The organism is Variovorax paradoxus, assembly GCF_024734665.1.
Lineage (GTDB): Bacteria > Pseudomonadota > Gammaproteobacteria > Burkholderiales > Burkholderiaceae_C > Variovorax.
In genome coordinates, this window is record NZ_CP102931.1 from 6,846,922 (window position 1) to 6,862,394 (window position 15,473).

Sequence of the window (15,473 nt, forward strand, 5' to 3'; positions counted from 1 at the left end):
GCCATGGCCCGCATCGAGCAACGACTGGCCGCGCTCGGCCTCGTTCTTCCACCGACAGTGACGCCGCCGCCGGGCGTCGTGCTGCCCTTCCAGTTCGTGCGCATCGTCGGCCGCCGCGCATTGATCTCGGGTCATGGCCCGCTCAATGCCGATGGCACCATCGCCGCACCACTCGGCAAGCTGGGCCGCGAGGTGACCGTCGAGCAAGGCTATGCAGCGGCCCGCCTCACGGCACTGGCGATGCTCGGCAGCCTGCAGCGCGCGCTCGGCGATCTCGACCGCATCACGGCCTGGACGCGCGTGTTCGGCATGGTCGCTTCGGCGCCCGGCTTCGACAAACAGCCGGCCGTCATCAACGGCTTCTCGGACCTGATCCTCGAACTCTTCGGACCCGACATCGGCGCGCATTCGCGCAGCGCCGTGGGCATGGCAGAGTTGCCGTTCAACATCCCGGTCGAAATCGAAGGCGAAGTGGAATTCGACGCATGACGACGTGGACCATCAGGCGCGCCACCGAGAGTGACGCAACATCCGTCGCCACCTGCGCCGTCGAGGCCTTCCGCCACTACATTCCGCGCCTGGGCCTCACGCCGATTCCGATGACCAAAGACTACAGCGCGGCCATCGCCAATGCGCAGGTCTGGGTCGCCGCGCAGCATGGCGAGACCATCGCCGCACTGGTGCTCGACGTCACCGACGAAGGCTTCCTGATCGATGTGATCGCAGTGCTGCCGCAGCACCAGGGCACCGGCGTGGGTCGCGCACTGCTCGAACTCGCCGAGCAGGAAGCACTGCGACACGGCCACGACTCGATCTACCTCTTCACCAACGAGAAGATGACCGAGAACCGCGCTCTCTACGAACGCATCGGCTATGTCGAATACAAGCGCCTCGCCTTCGCGGAACGCACTCGCATCTTCCTGCGCAAGCCATTGAAGTGAGCACCGCCATGCAGCTGGCCCGCATCCATCACGTCGCGATCATCTGCGCCGACTACACAGTGTCCAAGCGCTTCTACACCGAGGTGCTGGGCCTGCGCGTGATCGCCGAAAACTACCGTGCCGCGCGTGATTCGTACAAGCTCGACCTGGCACTGCCAGACGGCTCGCAGATCGAACTCTTCTCCTTTCCCGACGCACCCCCACGTCTCACGCGGCCCGAGGCCCAAGGGCTGCGGCACCTGTCTTTCGAGGTGCCCGACGTGCAGGCCGCGGCCGACGAGCTCGCAGCACAGGGCATTGCCGTCGAGCCGCTGCGCACCGACGAATTCACGGGCCGGCGCTTCACCTTCTTCGCCGATCCCGACGGCCTTCCGCTCGAACTCTACGAGGCCGTGCCCGACGACGATCTCGATGCGCTGCTGCTCAAGCTCGAAGGCGCATTGCATCTTCGCGAGGTGCGCACAAACGCCGCACGACTCGAGGAACTGCTCGACGACGACTTCCATGAACTGGGCGTCTCGGGCACGGTGTGGACGCGGGCCGCCATCATCGAAGCGCTGCGCGATGAGGCGTTTTCGCAGCGGACGATGTCGGACTTTCGCGTGCTGCGCATGGCACCCGATGTAGCGCTGGTCACCTACCGCGCACACCGCGAAGCCATTGCGCAGCGCCCCGCCGCGGACTCGCTGCGCAGCTCGCTGTGGCAACGCCGCGCCGGCCGCTGGCGCATGGCCTTTCACCAGGGCACGCCACTCTAGATTGCCTCGCCGAACGCCACGCTGACGCGCAGGCCGGTGGGCTCGGCCGCTTCGAGCCGCAGTTCGGCACCCAGCAACTCCGCATAGCGCGACACGATCGACAGCCCCAGCCCCGAGCCCTGACCGAGCTTCTCCCCCGCGGGCCCTTGCGCCCAGCGCTGCATCAGGGCGCGTTGCGCTTCGAGCGGAATGCCGGGCCCGTCGTCGATCACGCTCAGCGTGCGGCCCGCGAGCTCGACGGTGATGGTGCGCCCGCCATAGCGCAGCGCGTTGTCGATCAGGTTGTCAAGGATGCCTTCTACCAGCGCCTCGTTGGCATGCACGACCACGCCGTCATCGAGGCCACGCGCGCCCAGGTCGACGCCGCGCGCATCGGCACGCGCGAGGTGCCGCAGCACCGTCTGCTCGGCCAGCACGTCGAGCCGCACCGGCACGCGCTTGAGCTCGGTGCGCGCTTCCTCGGCCAGTGCCAATGCCAGCAGCTGGTCGATCAGGTGGCTTGCGCGCGCCTGTCGCTCCGACACGCGCTCGAGCTGCTCGCGCCACACCGTCGTGTCCTGCTGTGCAAGGCCGTATTCGGCCAGCGCACGAATGCCCGCCAGCGGCGTGCGCAGCTCGTGCGCCACGTTGCCCACGAACTCGCGCTGCGCCTGCACGCTGTTGCCCAGCCGCTCGAACAGTGAATTGACCGCATTGCCCAGGCGCTGAAGCTCGCGCGAAGTCTGCGCCACCGCCACCGGCGAGAGGTCGCGCACGTCGCGCCTATCGAGTGCGCGCTGAAGGTCGGCGAGCGGGCGCAGGTCGCTGCGAATGCCGTACCAGAGCCAGACTGCAAGCAGGATCAGCAGCACGATCTGCGGCGCCAGCGCATAGCCCAGCAGCTGCCGCACCAGTGCGGTCCGGCTCAGCGTGGTCTGCGCAATGATCACGCGGTAGGGCATGCTGATGTCGGGCTCGGCGTCGTGTTCGAGCACCACCGCGCGCAGCGTGCCGCCTTCGTAGCGGATGTCGGAAAAGCGGTAGCGCGAGCCGTCCACCGGCAGCGGCGCCTGCAGGCCTGATTGCCCCGAAATCAGCGAGCCGTCGAGCCGCTGCACCGCGAAGTACACCTTGTCGACCTGGTCGAAGAGCACGGTGGCCACTTCGCGCGGCGTCAGCAGCAGCTCGATGCCGCGCTCACCTGCCTGTACGTTGGCCGACAGCGCATAGGCATCGTCGAGCATGCCGCGGTCGAAGGCCTGCTCGGAGAAGTAGTTGGCAATGACCAGTGCAATGACTGCGCCGACCATCCACGTGAGCGCCAGCGGCACCAGCACGTTGCGCAGCACGCGCCGTGTGAGCGACGGCGCGCGCACGACGGCCGCGGGTTGCGTTTCAGTCGGCTGTTGCTGCGGCTCGGTCACGCGCTGATCACACCTCGGCTTCGAGCAGGTAGCCGATGCCGCGCAGCGTGCGGATGCTCGCGCCCGTGCCCTGCAGCTTCTTGCGCAGGCGGGAGATGAAGGCCTCGAGCGCGTTGTCGCCGAGCGATTCGTCGAAGCTCGACAGCTTGTCGGACAGCGCACGCTTGCTCACGGTGCGGCCCGGCGGACTCATGAGCTCCCACAGCACTTCGAACTCGCGCGCCGGCAGGTCGAGCGGACCGCCCGCGGTCGAGAAGCGGCGTGCCTTGCGGTCGAGCTTCAGCTGGCCCAGCAGCACGATATCTTCGGTGCCCTTGGCGCGGCGAACCAGTGCACGCAGGCGCGCTTCGACTTCGGCCAGGTCGAAGGGCTTGCCGAGGTAGTCGTCGGCGCCCGCATCGAGGCCGGCAATGCGCTCTTCGGTGCGACCGCGTGCTGTGAGCACCAGCACAGGAGTGCGGTCGCCGCGCGCACGCGCCTGCCGCAGCGCGGTGAGGCCACTCGCGAGGCCACTGGTGGGGCTCGCGGTGGCTGGCAGGTTGAGGTCGAGCAGCACGGCATCGAAGGGCTGCACGCGCCACAGGTGATCGGCATCTTCGACGTTGGTCGACACGTCGACGCGATGGCCGGCATCCGCAAGGCTGCGCACCATCACATCGCGCAGAACGGCGTCATCTTCGACAAGCAGAATTCGCATGGTTATTGAGTGGTTGGGGGTGATCTGCCTTGCGAACGACGGGTCAGCGGCCGGTCAGTCGCTCCAAGCGATAAACGCAACATGAGCATACGACAGCAAGATGAAATACGGGCCATTTTCATGGCCGACGCCACACGATGAGCGCGCGTGAACCCTCCGATCTTTTGAGCCTGGTGCCTCCGGAGGTGCAACGCACCGCCGTGGTCCTGCTGCATGGTTTATGCAGCACGCCTGACGAGTTGCTGACCGTGCAGTCCGCCCTGCGCAGCCGCGGCTACTCGGTGCACCCGCTGTCGATCGAGGGTTATTCGTTCGATGCCAATGCGCCGCTGCAACGCGCGGCGCCGTACGAACGCTGGCTCGACGAGATCCAGGCGCAGGTGAAGGCGCTGCGCCAGCAGCACGACCGCGTGATGCTGGTCGGCATTTCCGCCGGTTCTTCGCTGGCCCTTGGCGCGGCCATCCGCTGCGGCAGCGAAGTCGATGCGCTGGTGCTCATGTCGACCACGCTGCGCTTCGACGGCTGGGCCATTCCGCGCACGCAGTTCCTGCTGCCGCTGGCCTTCTACACGCCGCTCGGCCGGCTCTGGCAATACCGCGAACGCCCACCCTACGGCGTGAAGAACGAACGCGTACGCGCCTGGATCGAGCGCGAGCTGCGCCACCGCAAGGTCTCGCGCGCCGGCAGCTCCGTCATCGGCGTGGGCCATCTGCGCGAGCACGACCGGCTCATCCGCCACGTGCGCCGCAACCTCAACAGTGTGCGATGCGACAACGTGCTCGCACTGCACGCCCAGCAGGACGAAGTGGCCAGCGTAGCCAACCTCGGCATCCTCGCGCGCGGCCTGCGCTGCCGCGCCTTCCGCACTGTGGTGGTCGCCAACAGCTACCACATGATCACAATCGACAACGATCGTCAACAGGTTGTGCGCGAAACAGTGTCGTTCGTCGATGCCGTGGCGCATGGCACGATGCCCGAGCATCCGCTGTACGCCTGACACCTTCGACAACGTTCGATCACGCCCGAAAGGAAAGCATTTCCATGTCTTCTTCCAACGCTTCTTCGCCCACCTTCAACAGCATCGCCGCGATCCTGGAGACCGACTTCCGCGTCGAGCGCTCGGCCATCTCGCCGGACACCGCGCTGTCCGACCTCGGCCTCGACTCGCTCGCGCTGATGGAGTTCGTCTTCGCCGTCGAAGACGCCTTCCATCTGCGCATTCCCGAAGACCGCCTCGACCCGCGCGAAGCCGGCATCACGCTGCAGCGCCTGTGCGAAGTGATCGACACGGAAAGTGCCGGCAGCGCAGCCGCCGCCCAGCCCGCCGAAGCCACCGCATGAGCAGCGGTGCAGCCCACGCCGCGCTCGCCGCTTCGGCCGCACGCGCCGCCTCCGCGCCGGTGCGCGTGAGCGGCATCGGTTTCGTCACGCCCATCGGCCGCACTGTCGAGGCCTTCGACGAAGCGCTGTTCGCGGGCCGTTCGGCCGTGCGCGCGCAGACGCTGGAGATCAAGGGCATGGACCCGATGCTGCTCGCCGTTGCCGCCTGTGACTTCGATTCGAACGGCGTGCGCAGCACCTCGCGCCTGCCGCTGGACCGCGGCACCGCCATGGCGCTGGCTGCCGCACAGGACGCGGCCGGCGAAGCCAGGCTCGACCTCGACACCATCGACCGCGACCGCCTCGGCATCTTCTGGGGCAGCGGCCTCGCGGGCGCCGGCACCTTCGACAACACCACCAGTGCGCTCTATGGCGAACAGCGCCGCATGCGCCCGACGACCGTGCTTACCGTGATGCCCAACGCCGCCGTGGCCGAGCTCGCACTGCATTTCGGCGCGCGCGGTTCGGCCATTGCATACGCCTGTGCCTGCGCCTCCTCGGCCGTGGCCATCGGCGAAGCGATGCGCGCCATTCGCGGCGGCTGGATCGACGTTGCCATCGTCGGCGGCCACGACGCCATGCTCACGCCCGGCGTGATGGCCAGCTGGCACGCGATGCGCGTGATGGCTCCGCCGCCAGCCGATGCGCCCTCTTCCGCCTGCCGCCCGTTCTCGGGTGACCGCGCGGGCTTTGCCATTGGCGAAGGCGCGGCCGCGCTGGTGCTCGAATCGGAAGCGCATGCGGCCGCACGCGGCGCCGAAGCCGCGCCCTTCGTGCTCGCGGGCTACGCCACCAACTGCGACGGCACGCACATCACCAACCCCGACGCCCCGGGCCAGGTGCGCGCGATGCGCGCCGCACTGCGCGACGCGGGCATCGAAGCCTCCGACGTCGGCCACATCAACGCGCACGGCACGGCCACCTCCGCCGGTGATGCAGCCGAAGCCGCGTCGATCCGTGAGGTGTTCGGCAACAGCACGCCGGTCAGCGCGACCAAGGCCATCCACGGCCACGTACTCGGCGGCGGCGGTGCGATCGAGCTCATCGCGGCGCTGCGCGCACTGGCGCGCGAGACGCTGCCGCCCATCGCCAACCTGCAGACGCCTGATGCCGCATTCGATCTCGACTTCGTGCAAGGCGAGGCACGCGAGGCCAAGGGCATCCGCTACGCGCTGTCCAATTCCTTCGCCTTTGGCGGCACCAACGCGGTCATCGTGGCCGGTCGAGCGTCCTGACGCTGAAGATTCGCTGAACCCTTCCTGAAAAAACGAACGCGGTGCATCGGCTGGTTGTTTTCGTCGTGCCCGTGTTCGCGCTGCTCATGGCGTGCGAATTCGCGTGGGGCTGGCTCAAGCGCCGCAACACCTACCGCTTCAGCGACACGCTCGGCAGCCTGAGCCAGGGGCTGCTGAGCCAGGCGCTTTCGGTGTGCACGCAACTGTTCCAGATCGGCCTCTACGCAATGGTCTATCCACTGGTCGCGATCTGGACACGGCCGAGCTTCTGGGACAGCGTTGTGGGCTGGATCGTTGCCGTGCTGCTGTTCGACTTCTTCGACTACTGGCTGCATCGCGCGGGTCATGAGTCGGCCGTGTTCTGGGCCGCGCACTCGGTACATCACCAGAGCCAGCACTTCAATTTTTCCACCGCGCTGCGGCAGGAAAGCACCGTGGCCTTTCTGGGCTGGGCCTTCTACCTGCCGATGGCGGTGGTGGGCGTTCCTCCCGAACAGTTCGGCCTTGCAGGGCTGATCGTGCTGGTCTACCAGTTCTGGATCCACACCGAACACATCGGCAAGCTCGGCTGGTTCGACCGCGTGTTCTCGTCACCCTCGAACCATCGCGTGCATCACGCAGTGAACGACGGCTACGTGGACCGCAACTACGGCGGCATGCTCGTGGTGTGGGACCGGATGTTCGGCACATTTGCCGAAGAGAAAGAACGCTGTGTCTACGGCACGCGCAAGGCGCTCGCGAGCTTCGACCCGATGCGCGCGATCCTCGGTCCCTATGTGCCACTGCTGCGAGACGCCTGGCACACGCGACGCTGGCAAGACAAGATCGCCGTGTGGTTCAAGCCGCCCGGCTGGCGGCCGGCCGACGTGGCACAGCGATTTCCCGACGCACCCTTTTCGCTGGAAGAAGCGATGCACATTCACGATCCGGTGCTGACGCACCCGCAGGTGGCTTCGGCCTCGATTCACTTCGCGTGCTGGGTCGGCGTGACGCTGGCCTTTCTGTGGCGCGCCGACGATCTCGCGTTCCAGACGGGTCTGGGTTTGCTTGCACTTGCCGTCGGCGGCTTCTGGTCCATTGGCGCCGTGCTCGACTCGCAGCTTCGACTGCGATGGGCCTGGTGCGCACAGCTAGCCTTGCTGGGAGTTTCGGCGGTACTGCTCGCCTGACGGCCTCGCTATGTATGCTCGGCGCTCTCTTCGCACCGGGAACATTCGATCATGCACAGGCTGGCCACACCTGAAGACATCGACACCGTCTTCGCCCTCTACATGCACGAGAAGGTCGTGCGCTTCCTCGGCTACGACCCGATGCCGATCGAAGACTTCCGCGCCGTCTACCAGGCACTGCTCGACACCCGGTGCTTCTACGTCTACGAACGCGAAGGACGCATCGCAGGCTTCTACCGCGCCACGCGCTATCCGGGCCGCATTCATCATGTGGCCGGCCTCGGTACGCTCGCTGTCGATCCTGCATTCCATGGCCAGGGCATTGCGCTCGCCATGGTCAGCGAGGCCATCGACACACTGAAGACTGCTGGTGTCAAGCGCATCGAGCTCTTCGCCGAAAGCGACAACGCGCCCGCGCTGCGCTTCTACGAGAAGCTGGGCTTCGAGCGCGAAGGCACGCTGCGCAAGTACTACAAGCGGGCCGGCGAAGAGAACTACGTCGACGAATACGTGATGGCGCTGCTGTTCGACTGAGAAGGCATCAGGGCTTCCAGCGCCGCAGCAGCAGCGCATTCGCCATCACGCTCACGCTAGACAGCGCCATGGCGGCACCAGCCACCACGGGGCTCAACAGACCGAAGGCCGCGAGCGGAATGCCGGCCACGTTGTAGGCAAAGGCCCAGAACAGGTTCTGCCGGATCTTCGCGACCGTGCGCGCAGAGAGCTCGAAGGCCTGCGCCACCAGCGCGAGATCGCCGCGCATCAGCGTGATGCCGGCCGCTTCCATCGCCACGTCGGTGCCGCCACCCGAAGGCGCCATCGCGATGCCCACGTCGGCCGCGGCCAGCGCGGGTGCATCGTTTGCGCCGTCGCCGACCATCGCCACGACGTGCCCGTTCTTCCTCAATGCAGCGACCTGCGCCGCCTTGTCGGCCGGCAGCACATCGGCGCGCACGTCTTCGGCGGCGATGCCCAGCCGCGCCGCCATGGCTTGCGCTGCACGCAGGTTGTCGCCCGAGATCATCACCACGCGCAGGCCACGTGCACGCAGTGTGCGGATGGCTTCTGCGGCTTGCGGCTTGGGCTCGTCGGCGAAAGCGAACAATGCATGCACGTGCGCGGCGCCGGCTTCGTCGAAGCGCAACAACGCGGACACCGTGGCACCTTGAGACTGCAAACGCTCGACTTCCGCAGCGTCGTCGGGCATCGCGTCGAGTTCACGGCACCAGCGCAGGCTGGCGATGGCCCAGTGCACGCCGCTGACCTCACCACGCACACCGCGACCTGGCCACGCCTGCATCACACCCAGCGCAGGCACCTGCACGTTGCGCTGCACCGCAGCGGCCAGCACTGCCTTGGCCAGCGGATGCTCGCTGCCGCTCTGCAGGCTGGCGGCCGTCGCCAGCAATTGATCTTCACTGGCATCGGTGCCCGCGACGGGCACCAGTGCAGTGAGCACCGGTCGGCCGACCGTCAGAGTGCCTGTCTTGTCGAATGCAACGGTGTCGACGCGGTGCGCGATTTCCAACGCGCGCGCATCCTTGATAAGAATGCCGTGACGCGCCGCCACGCCCGTGCCAGCCATCACCGCGACCGGCGTTGCGAGGCCCAGCGCACACGGGCAGGCAATGACGAGCACTGCCACAGCGTGGATCAGCGAAGTCTCGATGCCCGCGCCCACAACCAGCCATCCGGCCAGTGTGACAAGCGCGATCACCAGCACCACCGGCACGAACACGGCCGCAACCTTGTCCACCAGCCGCTGGATCGGCGCCTTCGCTGCTTGTGCATCTTCGACCAGCCGGATGATGCGCGCGAGCACGCTCTCGGCACCGACCGCGCTCACCTCGATGACCATGCGGCCGTCGCCGTTCACTGCTCCGCCGGTCAATGCATCGTCCGGTCCCTTGGCCACGGGCAGCGGCTCGCCAGTGAGCATCGATTCATCGACTTCGGATTGCCCTTCGATCACGCGTGCATCGGCTGGCACGCGTTCGCCAGGGCGCACCGCGAGGCGGTCGCCCACCATTACCTCGGCCAGCGGCACATCGCTTTCCTTGCCGCGTGCGCCGACCAGGTGAGCCACTTCAGGCCGCAACTGCTGCAACGCACGGATCGCCGACGTGGCCTGGCGCTTGGCGCGCGCCTCCAGCCACTTGCCGAGCAGCACCAGCGTGATCACCACCGCCGAAGCCTCGAAGTACAGGTGCGGCATCGCACCGTGGCCCGCATGCTCGCCGGTGGCCGCACGCCACCAGAGCCAGAGCGACAGGCCGAAGGCTGCGCTGGTTCCGAGCGCCACCAGCAAATCCATGTTGCCGGTGCGCGCCTTTGCCGCATGCCAGCCCGCGCGATAGAAGCGCGCGCCCAGCCAGAACTGCACCGGCGTCGCGAGCAGCAGTTGCAGCCATGGCGGCAGCATCCAGTCTTGTCCGAAAGGATCGCCGAGCATCGGTGCCAGCAAGGGGATCGACAGCGCCAGGCCGACAGCGACCGGGCCAAAGCCGTGCCACGGCGACAGCGCTGCTTCGTCGGCCGCGGTGCTCGCTGCGCGCGGCTCGTACCCCGCCGCACGCACGGCTCGGCGCAGCAGGGCGTCCATGTCTTCGCTGCCGCCTGTCACCACACGGGCCGATTCGGTCGCGAGATTCACACTCACGTCTTGCACGCCCGGCACGTTTTTAAGCGCACGCTCGACACGCATCACGCATGAGGCGCAAGTCATGCCGCCGACCGAGAGGTCGAGCGTGGTGGTGCCGGGAGTTTGGTGCTGCAGAACTTTTTCCATGTGCCAAGGCTAAAGCCTCACACGATGGCAAGGTCAAGCGGAGAAATTCAGTGCCCCTGCGCTGGACATTGACATCGTGAGAGGGTTCAAACTTGTGCCCTCTGTTCAGTTACTTCAATCACTTTCAAGGAGCTACCACGATGAGCCAGAAATTCCAGGTCACGGGCATGAGCTGCGGCCACTGCGTGAGCGCAGTACAGAACGCGGTGCAAACGGTGGATCCCGAAGCGCAGGTCACGGTCGATCTGGAAACGGGCCATGTCGACGTGCTGAGCGAACAGCCGCGCAAGGACATCGTGGCCGCGATCGAGAACGCGGGCTACGCGGTTCAATGACGACGGGCCCTGTCGCCATCGGCGAAGCGGCGCAGCGCTCCGGCGTGTCGGCCCGCATGGTCCGCCACTACGAAGGACTGGGGCTGCTGCCGGCGGTGGCGCGCACCGAAAGCGGCTACCGCCAATATGGTGAGGCCGATATCCACACGCTGCGCTTCATCAAGCGCTCGCGCGACCTGGGTTTCTCGATGGAAGAAATCGCGGAACTGGTCGGGCTGTGGAACAACCGTCGGCGCGCGAGCTCGAGCGTGAAGCGCATCGCCGAAAAGCATCTTGGTGAACTGGAGCAGCGCATTGCCGACATGCAATCCATGCGCAATACGCTGGCCCACCTGGTTCATTGCTGCCACGGCGATTCGAGGCCGGACTGCCCCATCCTCGACGACCTGAGCAAGGTCTAGATCAGGCGCCCCGCACCAGCGACAGCACCTTGCCTGCATCCAGCGTGCGGGCCTTCTCCTGAATGGCCGGCAGATACTGCGTCTGCAGGCTCTGCCCTTCCTTCACCACGCCCGAGAACGCGTCCTTCAGCATCTGCGTCGAGAGCGTGCGGCCGCCGGCGTAGTAGCGCTTGGCCACATGGCCCAGCGCGTAGGTCGAAGCAAAGCTCATCCCCGAGCTCACGGCCTGGTTGCCCAACCCACGCAACAGGCCACCGCCAACCTTGCCCAGCAGGCCGCCGAGCAGCTTGCGCCCCGCCTGCTCCAGGTACTGCGAAGTCAGGCCCACGCCGACCGTGGCCAGGAAATCCTTGATGTGGCCGCTGTCGAGCTGGTAGCCGTACGACTGGCCGATGCGGTAGACCAGCTTCATCTGCAGCGGAATGATCGCCATGGTCGAAAGCGTCTCGGGCAGCAGCTCCAGCGCGCCGTTGAGGATGGCGGCGTTGAGGATCGACTTGTCGAGCTCCGCAGTGTCAGGAGTGTTCGGTGCCGAGGGAGCCGCGACCGCGGTGCCAGCAGTGGCAGCAACAGGCACCGCCGCAATTTCCTCGGCCTGCTGCGAAAACGCGGCAGCCGAAGCATCCAGCCTCAGCGACGTGCGCACATCCGCCAGGAACATGCGCTCCGCCTCCGACTGCGTGCCGTCCGCATCGCACACGCACACCGCCATCTCGTAGGCAAGCTGCCTGGCTTCGCTGCCTTTGAGCTCCCCGGCCACCGAGGCCAGCGACACGCGCTTCATCAGCACGTCCTGGTAGAGCGTCGGCAGGTTCAGGCCGTCGGCCTGCGACAGGCCCTCGGCAATCCGCTTGATCTCGGCGCGTTCGCGCTCGTGTTTTTCGCCATCTACAAAGGCAGCCAGCAGGCTCAGGGTCACGATCGACTTTGTTTCTGAAGGTGTCATGTTCAACATTTCGCAATATGAATGATCTGGTTCGGTCGCTGAACGGGCCGGAAGGTTCCGGCGAGCTTCTCCCCACAAACCTTGAGTAACTCTGTGGATAACGTTGGCACTTCTGTGTAGTGGCGTTGCAAGTCATTGATCTGAAAGGAAAATCTACAGATCGCCCAAATTTTCAGCAATGAATTTCTCCGGGGAAAAACCCCCTTTCGCAGATTTTCCGGAAGGAGTCAAAGCACAACTCTGGGGACAGTTTTTGAACAAGCCATGGCTTATCCACAGGCCGGATCGGTTACCCAATGTTGTTCATGTGGCGGATACAAACCGGAAGCGCAGCTGCGCACAGTGACAGAGCCATGACAAGTGCTTGTCACATAACGAAAAAAGCGGCATGTCCACAGAAGAGGGCAACCCTTATCTACTACTACTAATTTGAATAAGAAGAATAAGAAGACAGGGAAAGGGAAAGCTGCGCGCGAAAAAAAAGCCGCGAACGGCCGCGCCGGTCGACGGCGCCTTTGAACAAAACCGGTCCTCCCGGTCCACTCCCCTCGGTAACATTCGTGGATGAGCTTCAAACCCCGGATCCTGATTGCCGAAGACGAATCGGGCATCGCAGACACGCTGCAGTACGTCCTCAAGAGCGACGGATTCATCCCGGTCTGGTGCGCCACGGCCGAAGAAGCCATCGCCCAGTTCGCGCAGGAACCGCCGGCGCTGGCCATCCTGGACATCGGATTGCCCGATCTCAACGGTTTCGAGCTCTTCAAGCGCCTACAGGCGCTGAACCAGTCGATGGGCGGCCCGGAGGTGCCCATGGTGTTCCTGACGGCCCGCAGCGACGAAATAGACCGCGTGGTGGGCCTCGAACTGGGCGCGGACGACTACATCGCCAAGCCGTTTTCGCCGCGTGAACTCGTCGCTCGCGTACGGACCATCCTGCGGCGCAGCGCCCGAAACGGCTCAGGAGCCCCCACGACGGGTGCAGCTCCAAACCATGGGATACCCCATCAAATCCCGGCCCAGACGCCTCCAGCGAGCCCACAGGCACCTGCAATGCCCTTTTCGCTCGATAACGAGCGCATGCAAATCCGTTATTACGGACGCCTGCTGGAACTCTCCCGTTACGAATACGGCCTGCTGAGACTGCTGGTGCAACGGCCCGGCCGCGTCTTCACGCGCGACGAATTGCTCGAACTGGTCTGGGACGATTCCAGCGACAGCTTCGACCGGACGGTCGACGCGCACATCAAGACCCTGCGCGCCAAGCTCAAGGCGATCGCGCCCGAGGTCGAGCCGATCCGCACGCTGCGCGGCACCGGCTACGCACTGAACGAAGAACTGCCCGCCAAGGCGTCGTGACCCGGCGCACGCGGATCTTCATCGGCATCCTGCTGATCTACACGGCGGGCATCGCCTTCCTGCTGTACCGCGTCGTTTCCGACATCGACCCGCGCTACCGCGAGTCGGCCGAAGAATCGCTGGTCGAAACTTCTCAGCTCGTGGCCAGCCTGGTCGAGCAGGACGTGATCGCCGGTGCCATCAACACGGCGCGGCTCGAGCCTCTCTTTCGCACCGTCTACGCACGCGAGTTCTCGGCGCAGATCTACAACCTGCACAAGAGCCGCGTCGAACTGCGCGTGTACGTCACCGACCGCAATGGCCGCGTGATGTTCGACTCGCTCGGCAGGCACCTGGGCGCCGACTATTCGCAGTGGGCCGACGTGAGCCGCACGCTGGCTGGCTTGTACGGCGCGCGCACCTCGCGCGATGTCGACGGCGATCCGCGCACTTCGGTCATGTATGTGGGCGCGCCGATCCGCTGGAACAACGAGATCGTCGGCATGGTCAGCGTGGGCAAGCCGGTGCAGAGCTTCGGCCAGTTCGTGGAAGACGCCCGCGTGCGCACCATCTGGGTGGGCGTCGGCTCGGCACTCGCGCTGCTGCTGCTCACGCTCATCGTCTCGATCTGGCTGGTGCGGCCCTTCGGCCTGATCCGCGACTACTGGACCTGGGTACGCGCGCAGCACAGCCTGAGCCTGGTGCGCATGGCACGCCGCGCGGTCGACGGTGTGCGCACCGGCTTCAGCGAAATGCGCGATGCCCTCACCGGCCGCAATTACGTGGCCGACTATGTGCAGACCTTCACGCACGAAGTGAAAAGCCCGCTCTCCGCCATTCGCGGCGCGGCCGAGCTGCTGCAGGAGCCGTCGATGCCGCATGCCGAGCGCGAGCGTTTCCTGAAGAACATCGAACGCGAGACACAGCGCATCCAGGAAATCGTCGACCGCATGATGGAGCTCACCGCGCTCGAGACGCGGCGCACGCTGGACCGCACAGAACCGGTGGCGCTGGCTTTGCTGATCGAGGACATCGCTGCCAGCGCACAACCTGCGGCAGCCAAGCGCAACATCAAGCTGCTCGTGAACATTCGCGACGATGCCCGCACCGAAGGCGACCCGTTCCTGCTGCGCCGCGCCATCAGCAACCTGCTCGACAACGCCATCGATTTTTCACCGCGCGACAGCGAAGTTCTGCTCACGCTGGAAACGACCTCGAAGCTGGCCCGCGTGAGCGTGCGCGACCACGGCCCGGGCATTCCGGAGTACGCGCAGGAAAAAGTCTTCGAGAAGTTCTATTCGCTCGCCAGGCCCCACAGCCAGAAGAAGAGCACGGGGCTGGGGCTGGCGTTCGTGAAGGAGATCGCGGCATTGCACCGCGGCCGGATCGATCTGGGCAACGCGTCGCGCGGTGGCGCCGTGGCGACGCTTACGCTGCCGTTGCTGTCACATCACTGAGGGCGGCCGATCAGCGCGCAATAGGCGCTGCGAGTTTCCGGACTCACAGCCCCGAGCGCCTGCAAATACTGCGTCTGGTGCTGCCCGATCATGCGAGCCGACGCCACCGTCTTCGAGCGGCAATACCAGTGGCAGGTGTGCTGCATCAGGAACAGCTCGGCCGACATGGTGAAGGCTTTCGATTTAGGCGTGCGTCCGGCTTCGTTGCGCATCACGCCGGCAACGCCGCGTGCATGGATGAGCAGGGCCTGGCGCACGTCGAAGGTCGAGGCCGGAAAAAACTGCGTGAACAGCGGAATGGCCACCGGCAGCTTGCTCACGCGCGTGGCGGGTTCGGGCATGCGCGAGAACTCGGCGGCGAAGCTGTCGAACTGGGCAGAGAGCTTTTCTTCGGTGGCGTCGAGCAGGTGCCAGATCTGCTGGCGGCGCTCGGCGTCGTCTTCGCCGAGGCAGCGCATGTAGCCGGAGGTGAGGCTCTCCATCAGCCTCTCGATCTGGTAGCGCCCGAGGTGGCTGGCCAGCAGCGCGATGCGCATGCGCTGTTCCCTGGACTTGAGGATGTAGAAGCCGGCGGCAAAGAGAGCCACCAGAGTAAGAATTTCCATGGATGCGTGGAGAAGAAAA

General features: G+C 65.7%; 17 protein-coding genes. 12 read left to right on the forward strand and 5 right to left on the reverse strand.

Features of this window, described 5'->3' with window-relative positions:
* The first annotated feature begins 3 nt into the window (after positions 1-3).
* From NWF24_RS32030 to gloA2, 3 genes are read left to right on the forward strand one after another with little or no spacing between them, the layout of a single operon-like run.
* Complete coding sequence (locus NWF24_RS32030) at positions 4-489, forward strand: RidA family protein (protein WP_258352043.1); 486 nt, start codon at positions 4-6, stop codon at positions 487-489.
* Complete coding sequence (locus NWF24_RS32035) at positions 486-941, forward strand: GNAT family N-acetyltransferase (RefSeq protein WP_258352044.1); 456 nt, start codon at positions 486-488, stop codon at positions 939-941. The genes NWF24_RS32030 and NWF24_RS32035 overlap by 4 nt, the downstream gene beginning before the upstream one ends.
* Positions 938-1,699, forward strand: coding sequence for an SMU1112c/YaeR family gloxylase I-like metalloprotein (gene gloA2, locus NWF24_RS32040; protein ID WP_258352045.1), 762 nt, complete (start codon positions 938-940; stop codon positions 1,697-1,699). Before NWF24_RS32035 ends, gloA2 begins: the two co-directional genes overlap by 4 nt.
* On the opposite strand, the gene NWF24_RS32045 is transcribed toward gloA2, so the two are convergent.
* Both NWF24_RS32045 and NWF24_RS32050 read right to left on the reverse strand, forming a co-directional pair.
* Positions 1,696-3,102, reverse strand: coding sequence for a sensor histidine kinase (locus NWF24_RS32045; protein ID WP_258352046.1), 1,407 nt, complete (start codon positions 3,100-3,102; stop codon positions 1,696-1,698). The two genes, gloA2 and NWF24_RS32045, sit on opposite strands and share 4 nt — an antisense overlap.
* A gap of 7 nt (positions 3,103-3,109) precedes the next feature.
* On the reverse strand, positions 3,110-3,799 hold the full coding sequence (locus NWF24_RS32050; RefSeq protein WP_258352047.1) for a response regulator transcription factor: 690 nt from the start codon (positions 3,797-3,799) through the stop codon (positions 3,110-3,112).
* A 137-nt stretch (positions 3,800-3,936) separates the two neighbouring features.
* On the opposite strand from NWF24_RS32050, the gene NWF24_RS32055 reads away from it, so the two are divergent.
* Genes NWF24_RS32055 through NWF24_RS32075 form a run of 5 tightly spaced genes read left to right on the forward strand, consistent with a single transcriptional unit; the run spans position 3,937 to position 8,118 of the window.
* On the forward strand, positions 3,937-4,797 hold the full coding sequence (locus NWF24_RS32055) for an alpha/beta hydrolase (RefSeq protein ID WP_258352048.1): 861 nt from the start codon (positions 3,937-3,939) through the stop codon (positions 4,795-4,797).
* Positions 4,798-4,841: 44 nt separating this feature from the next.
* Positions 4,842-5,141 (forward strand): acyl carrier protein, encoded by a 300-nt coding sequence (locus tag NWF24_RS32060; RefSeq protein WP_093057120.1) that lies wholly within the window; start codon positions 4,842-4,844, stop codon positions 5,139-5,141.
* Positions 5,138-6,415: a beta-ketoacyl-[acyl-carrier-protein] synthase family protein gene (locus NWF24_RS32065; protein WP_258352049.1), complete on the forward strand. Its 1,278-nt coding sequence runs from the start codon at positions 5,138-5,140 to the stop codon at positions 6,413-6,415. Before NWF24_RS32060 ends, NWF24_RS32065 begins: the two co-directional genes overlap by 4 nt.
* A 41-nt stretch (positions 6,416-6,456) precedes the next feature.
* Complete coding sequence (locus NWF24_RS32070) at positions 6,457-7,584, forward strand: sterol desaturase family protein (RefSeq protein ID WP_258352050.1); 1,128 nt, start codon at positions 6,457-6,459, stop codon at positions 7,582-7,584.
* Positions 7,585-7,635: 51 nt separating this feature from the next.
* Positions 7,636-8,118: a GNAT family N-acetyltransferase gene (locus NWF24_RS32075; RefSeq protein WP_258352051.1), complete on the forward strand. Its 483-nt coding sequence runs from the start codon at positions 7,636-7,638 to the stop codon at positions 8,116-8,118.
* Between the two features lie 7 nt (positions 8,119-8,125).
* Here NWF24_RS32075 and NWF24_RS32080 read toward each other — a convergent pair whose 3' ends face one another.
* Positions 8,126-10,372, reverse strand: coding sequence for a heavy metal translocating P-type ATPase (locus NWF24_RS32080; protein WP_258352052.1), 2,247 nt, complete (start codon positions 10,370-10,372; stop codon positions 8,126-8,128).
* Between the two features lie 140 nt (positions 10,373-10,512).
* Between NWF24_RS32080 and NWF24_RS32085 the strand changes: the two genes are divergently transcribed.
* Together NWF24_RS32085 and cueR are read left to right on the forward strand one after the other, a co-directional pair.
* Positions 10,513-10,707: a heavy-metal-associated domain-containing protein gene (locus tag NWF24_RS32085; RefSeq protein WP_007833622.1), complete on the forward strand. Its 195-nt coding sequence runs from the start codon at positions 10,513-10,515 to the stop codon at positions 10,705-10,707.
* Complete coding sequence (gene cueR, locus NWF24_RS32090; protein WP_258352053.1) at positions 10,704-11,108, forward strand: Cu(I)-responsive transcriptional regulator; 405 nt, start codon at positions 10,704-10,706, stop codon at positions 11,106-11,108. The genes NWF24_RS32085 and cueR overlap by 4 nt, the downstream gene beginning before the upstream one ends.
* 1 nt (position 11,109) lies before the next feature.
* Here cueR and NWF24_RS32095 read toward each other — a convergent pair whose 3' ends face one another.
* On the reverse strand, positions 11,110-12,054 hold the full coding sequence (locus NWF24_RS32095) for a YcjF family protein (RefSeq protein ID WP_258352054.1): 945 nt from the start codon (positions 12,052-12,054) through the stop codon (positions 11,110-11,112).
* A gap of 564 nt (positions 12,055-12,618) precedes the next feature.
* Between NWF24_RS32095 and creB the strand changes: the two genes are divergently transcribed.
* Both creB and creC read left to right on the forward strand, forming a co-directional pair.
* Entirely contained in the window at positions 12,619-13,413 is a 795-nt protein-coding gene (creB, locus tag NWF24_RS32100; RefSeq protein ID WP_258352055.1) for a two-component system response regulator CreB, read from the forward strand.
* Positions 13,410-14,849, forward strand: coding sequence for a two-component system sensor histidine kinase CreC (gene creC / locus NWF24_RS32105; protein ID WP_258352056.1), 1,440 nt, complete (start codon positions 13,410-13,412; stop codon positions 14,847-14,849). The genes creB and creC overlap by 4 nt, the downstream gene beginning before the upstream one ends.
* On the opposite strand, the gene NWF24_RS32110 is transcribed toward creC, so the two are convergent.
* The gene (locus tag NWF24_RS32110) at positions 14,843-15,454 is read right to left on the reverse strand and encodes a hypothetical protein (protein WP_258352057.1); all 612 of its coding nucleotides are present in this window, start codon (positions 15,452-15,454) and stop codon (positions 14,843-14,845) included. The two genes, creC and NWF24_RS32110, sit on opposite strands and share 7 nt — an antisense overlap.
* Positions 15,455-15,473: the final 19 nt, after the last annotated feature.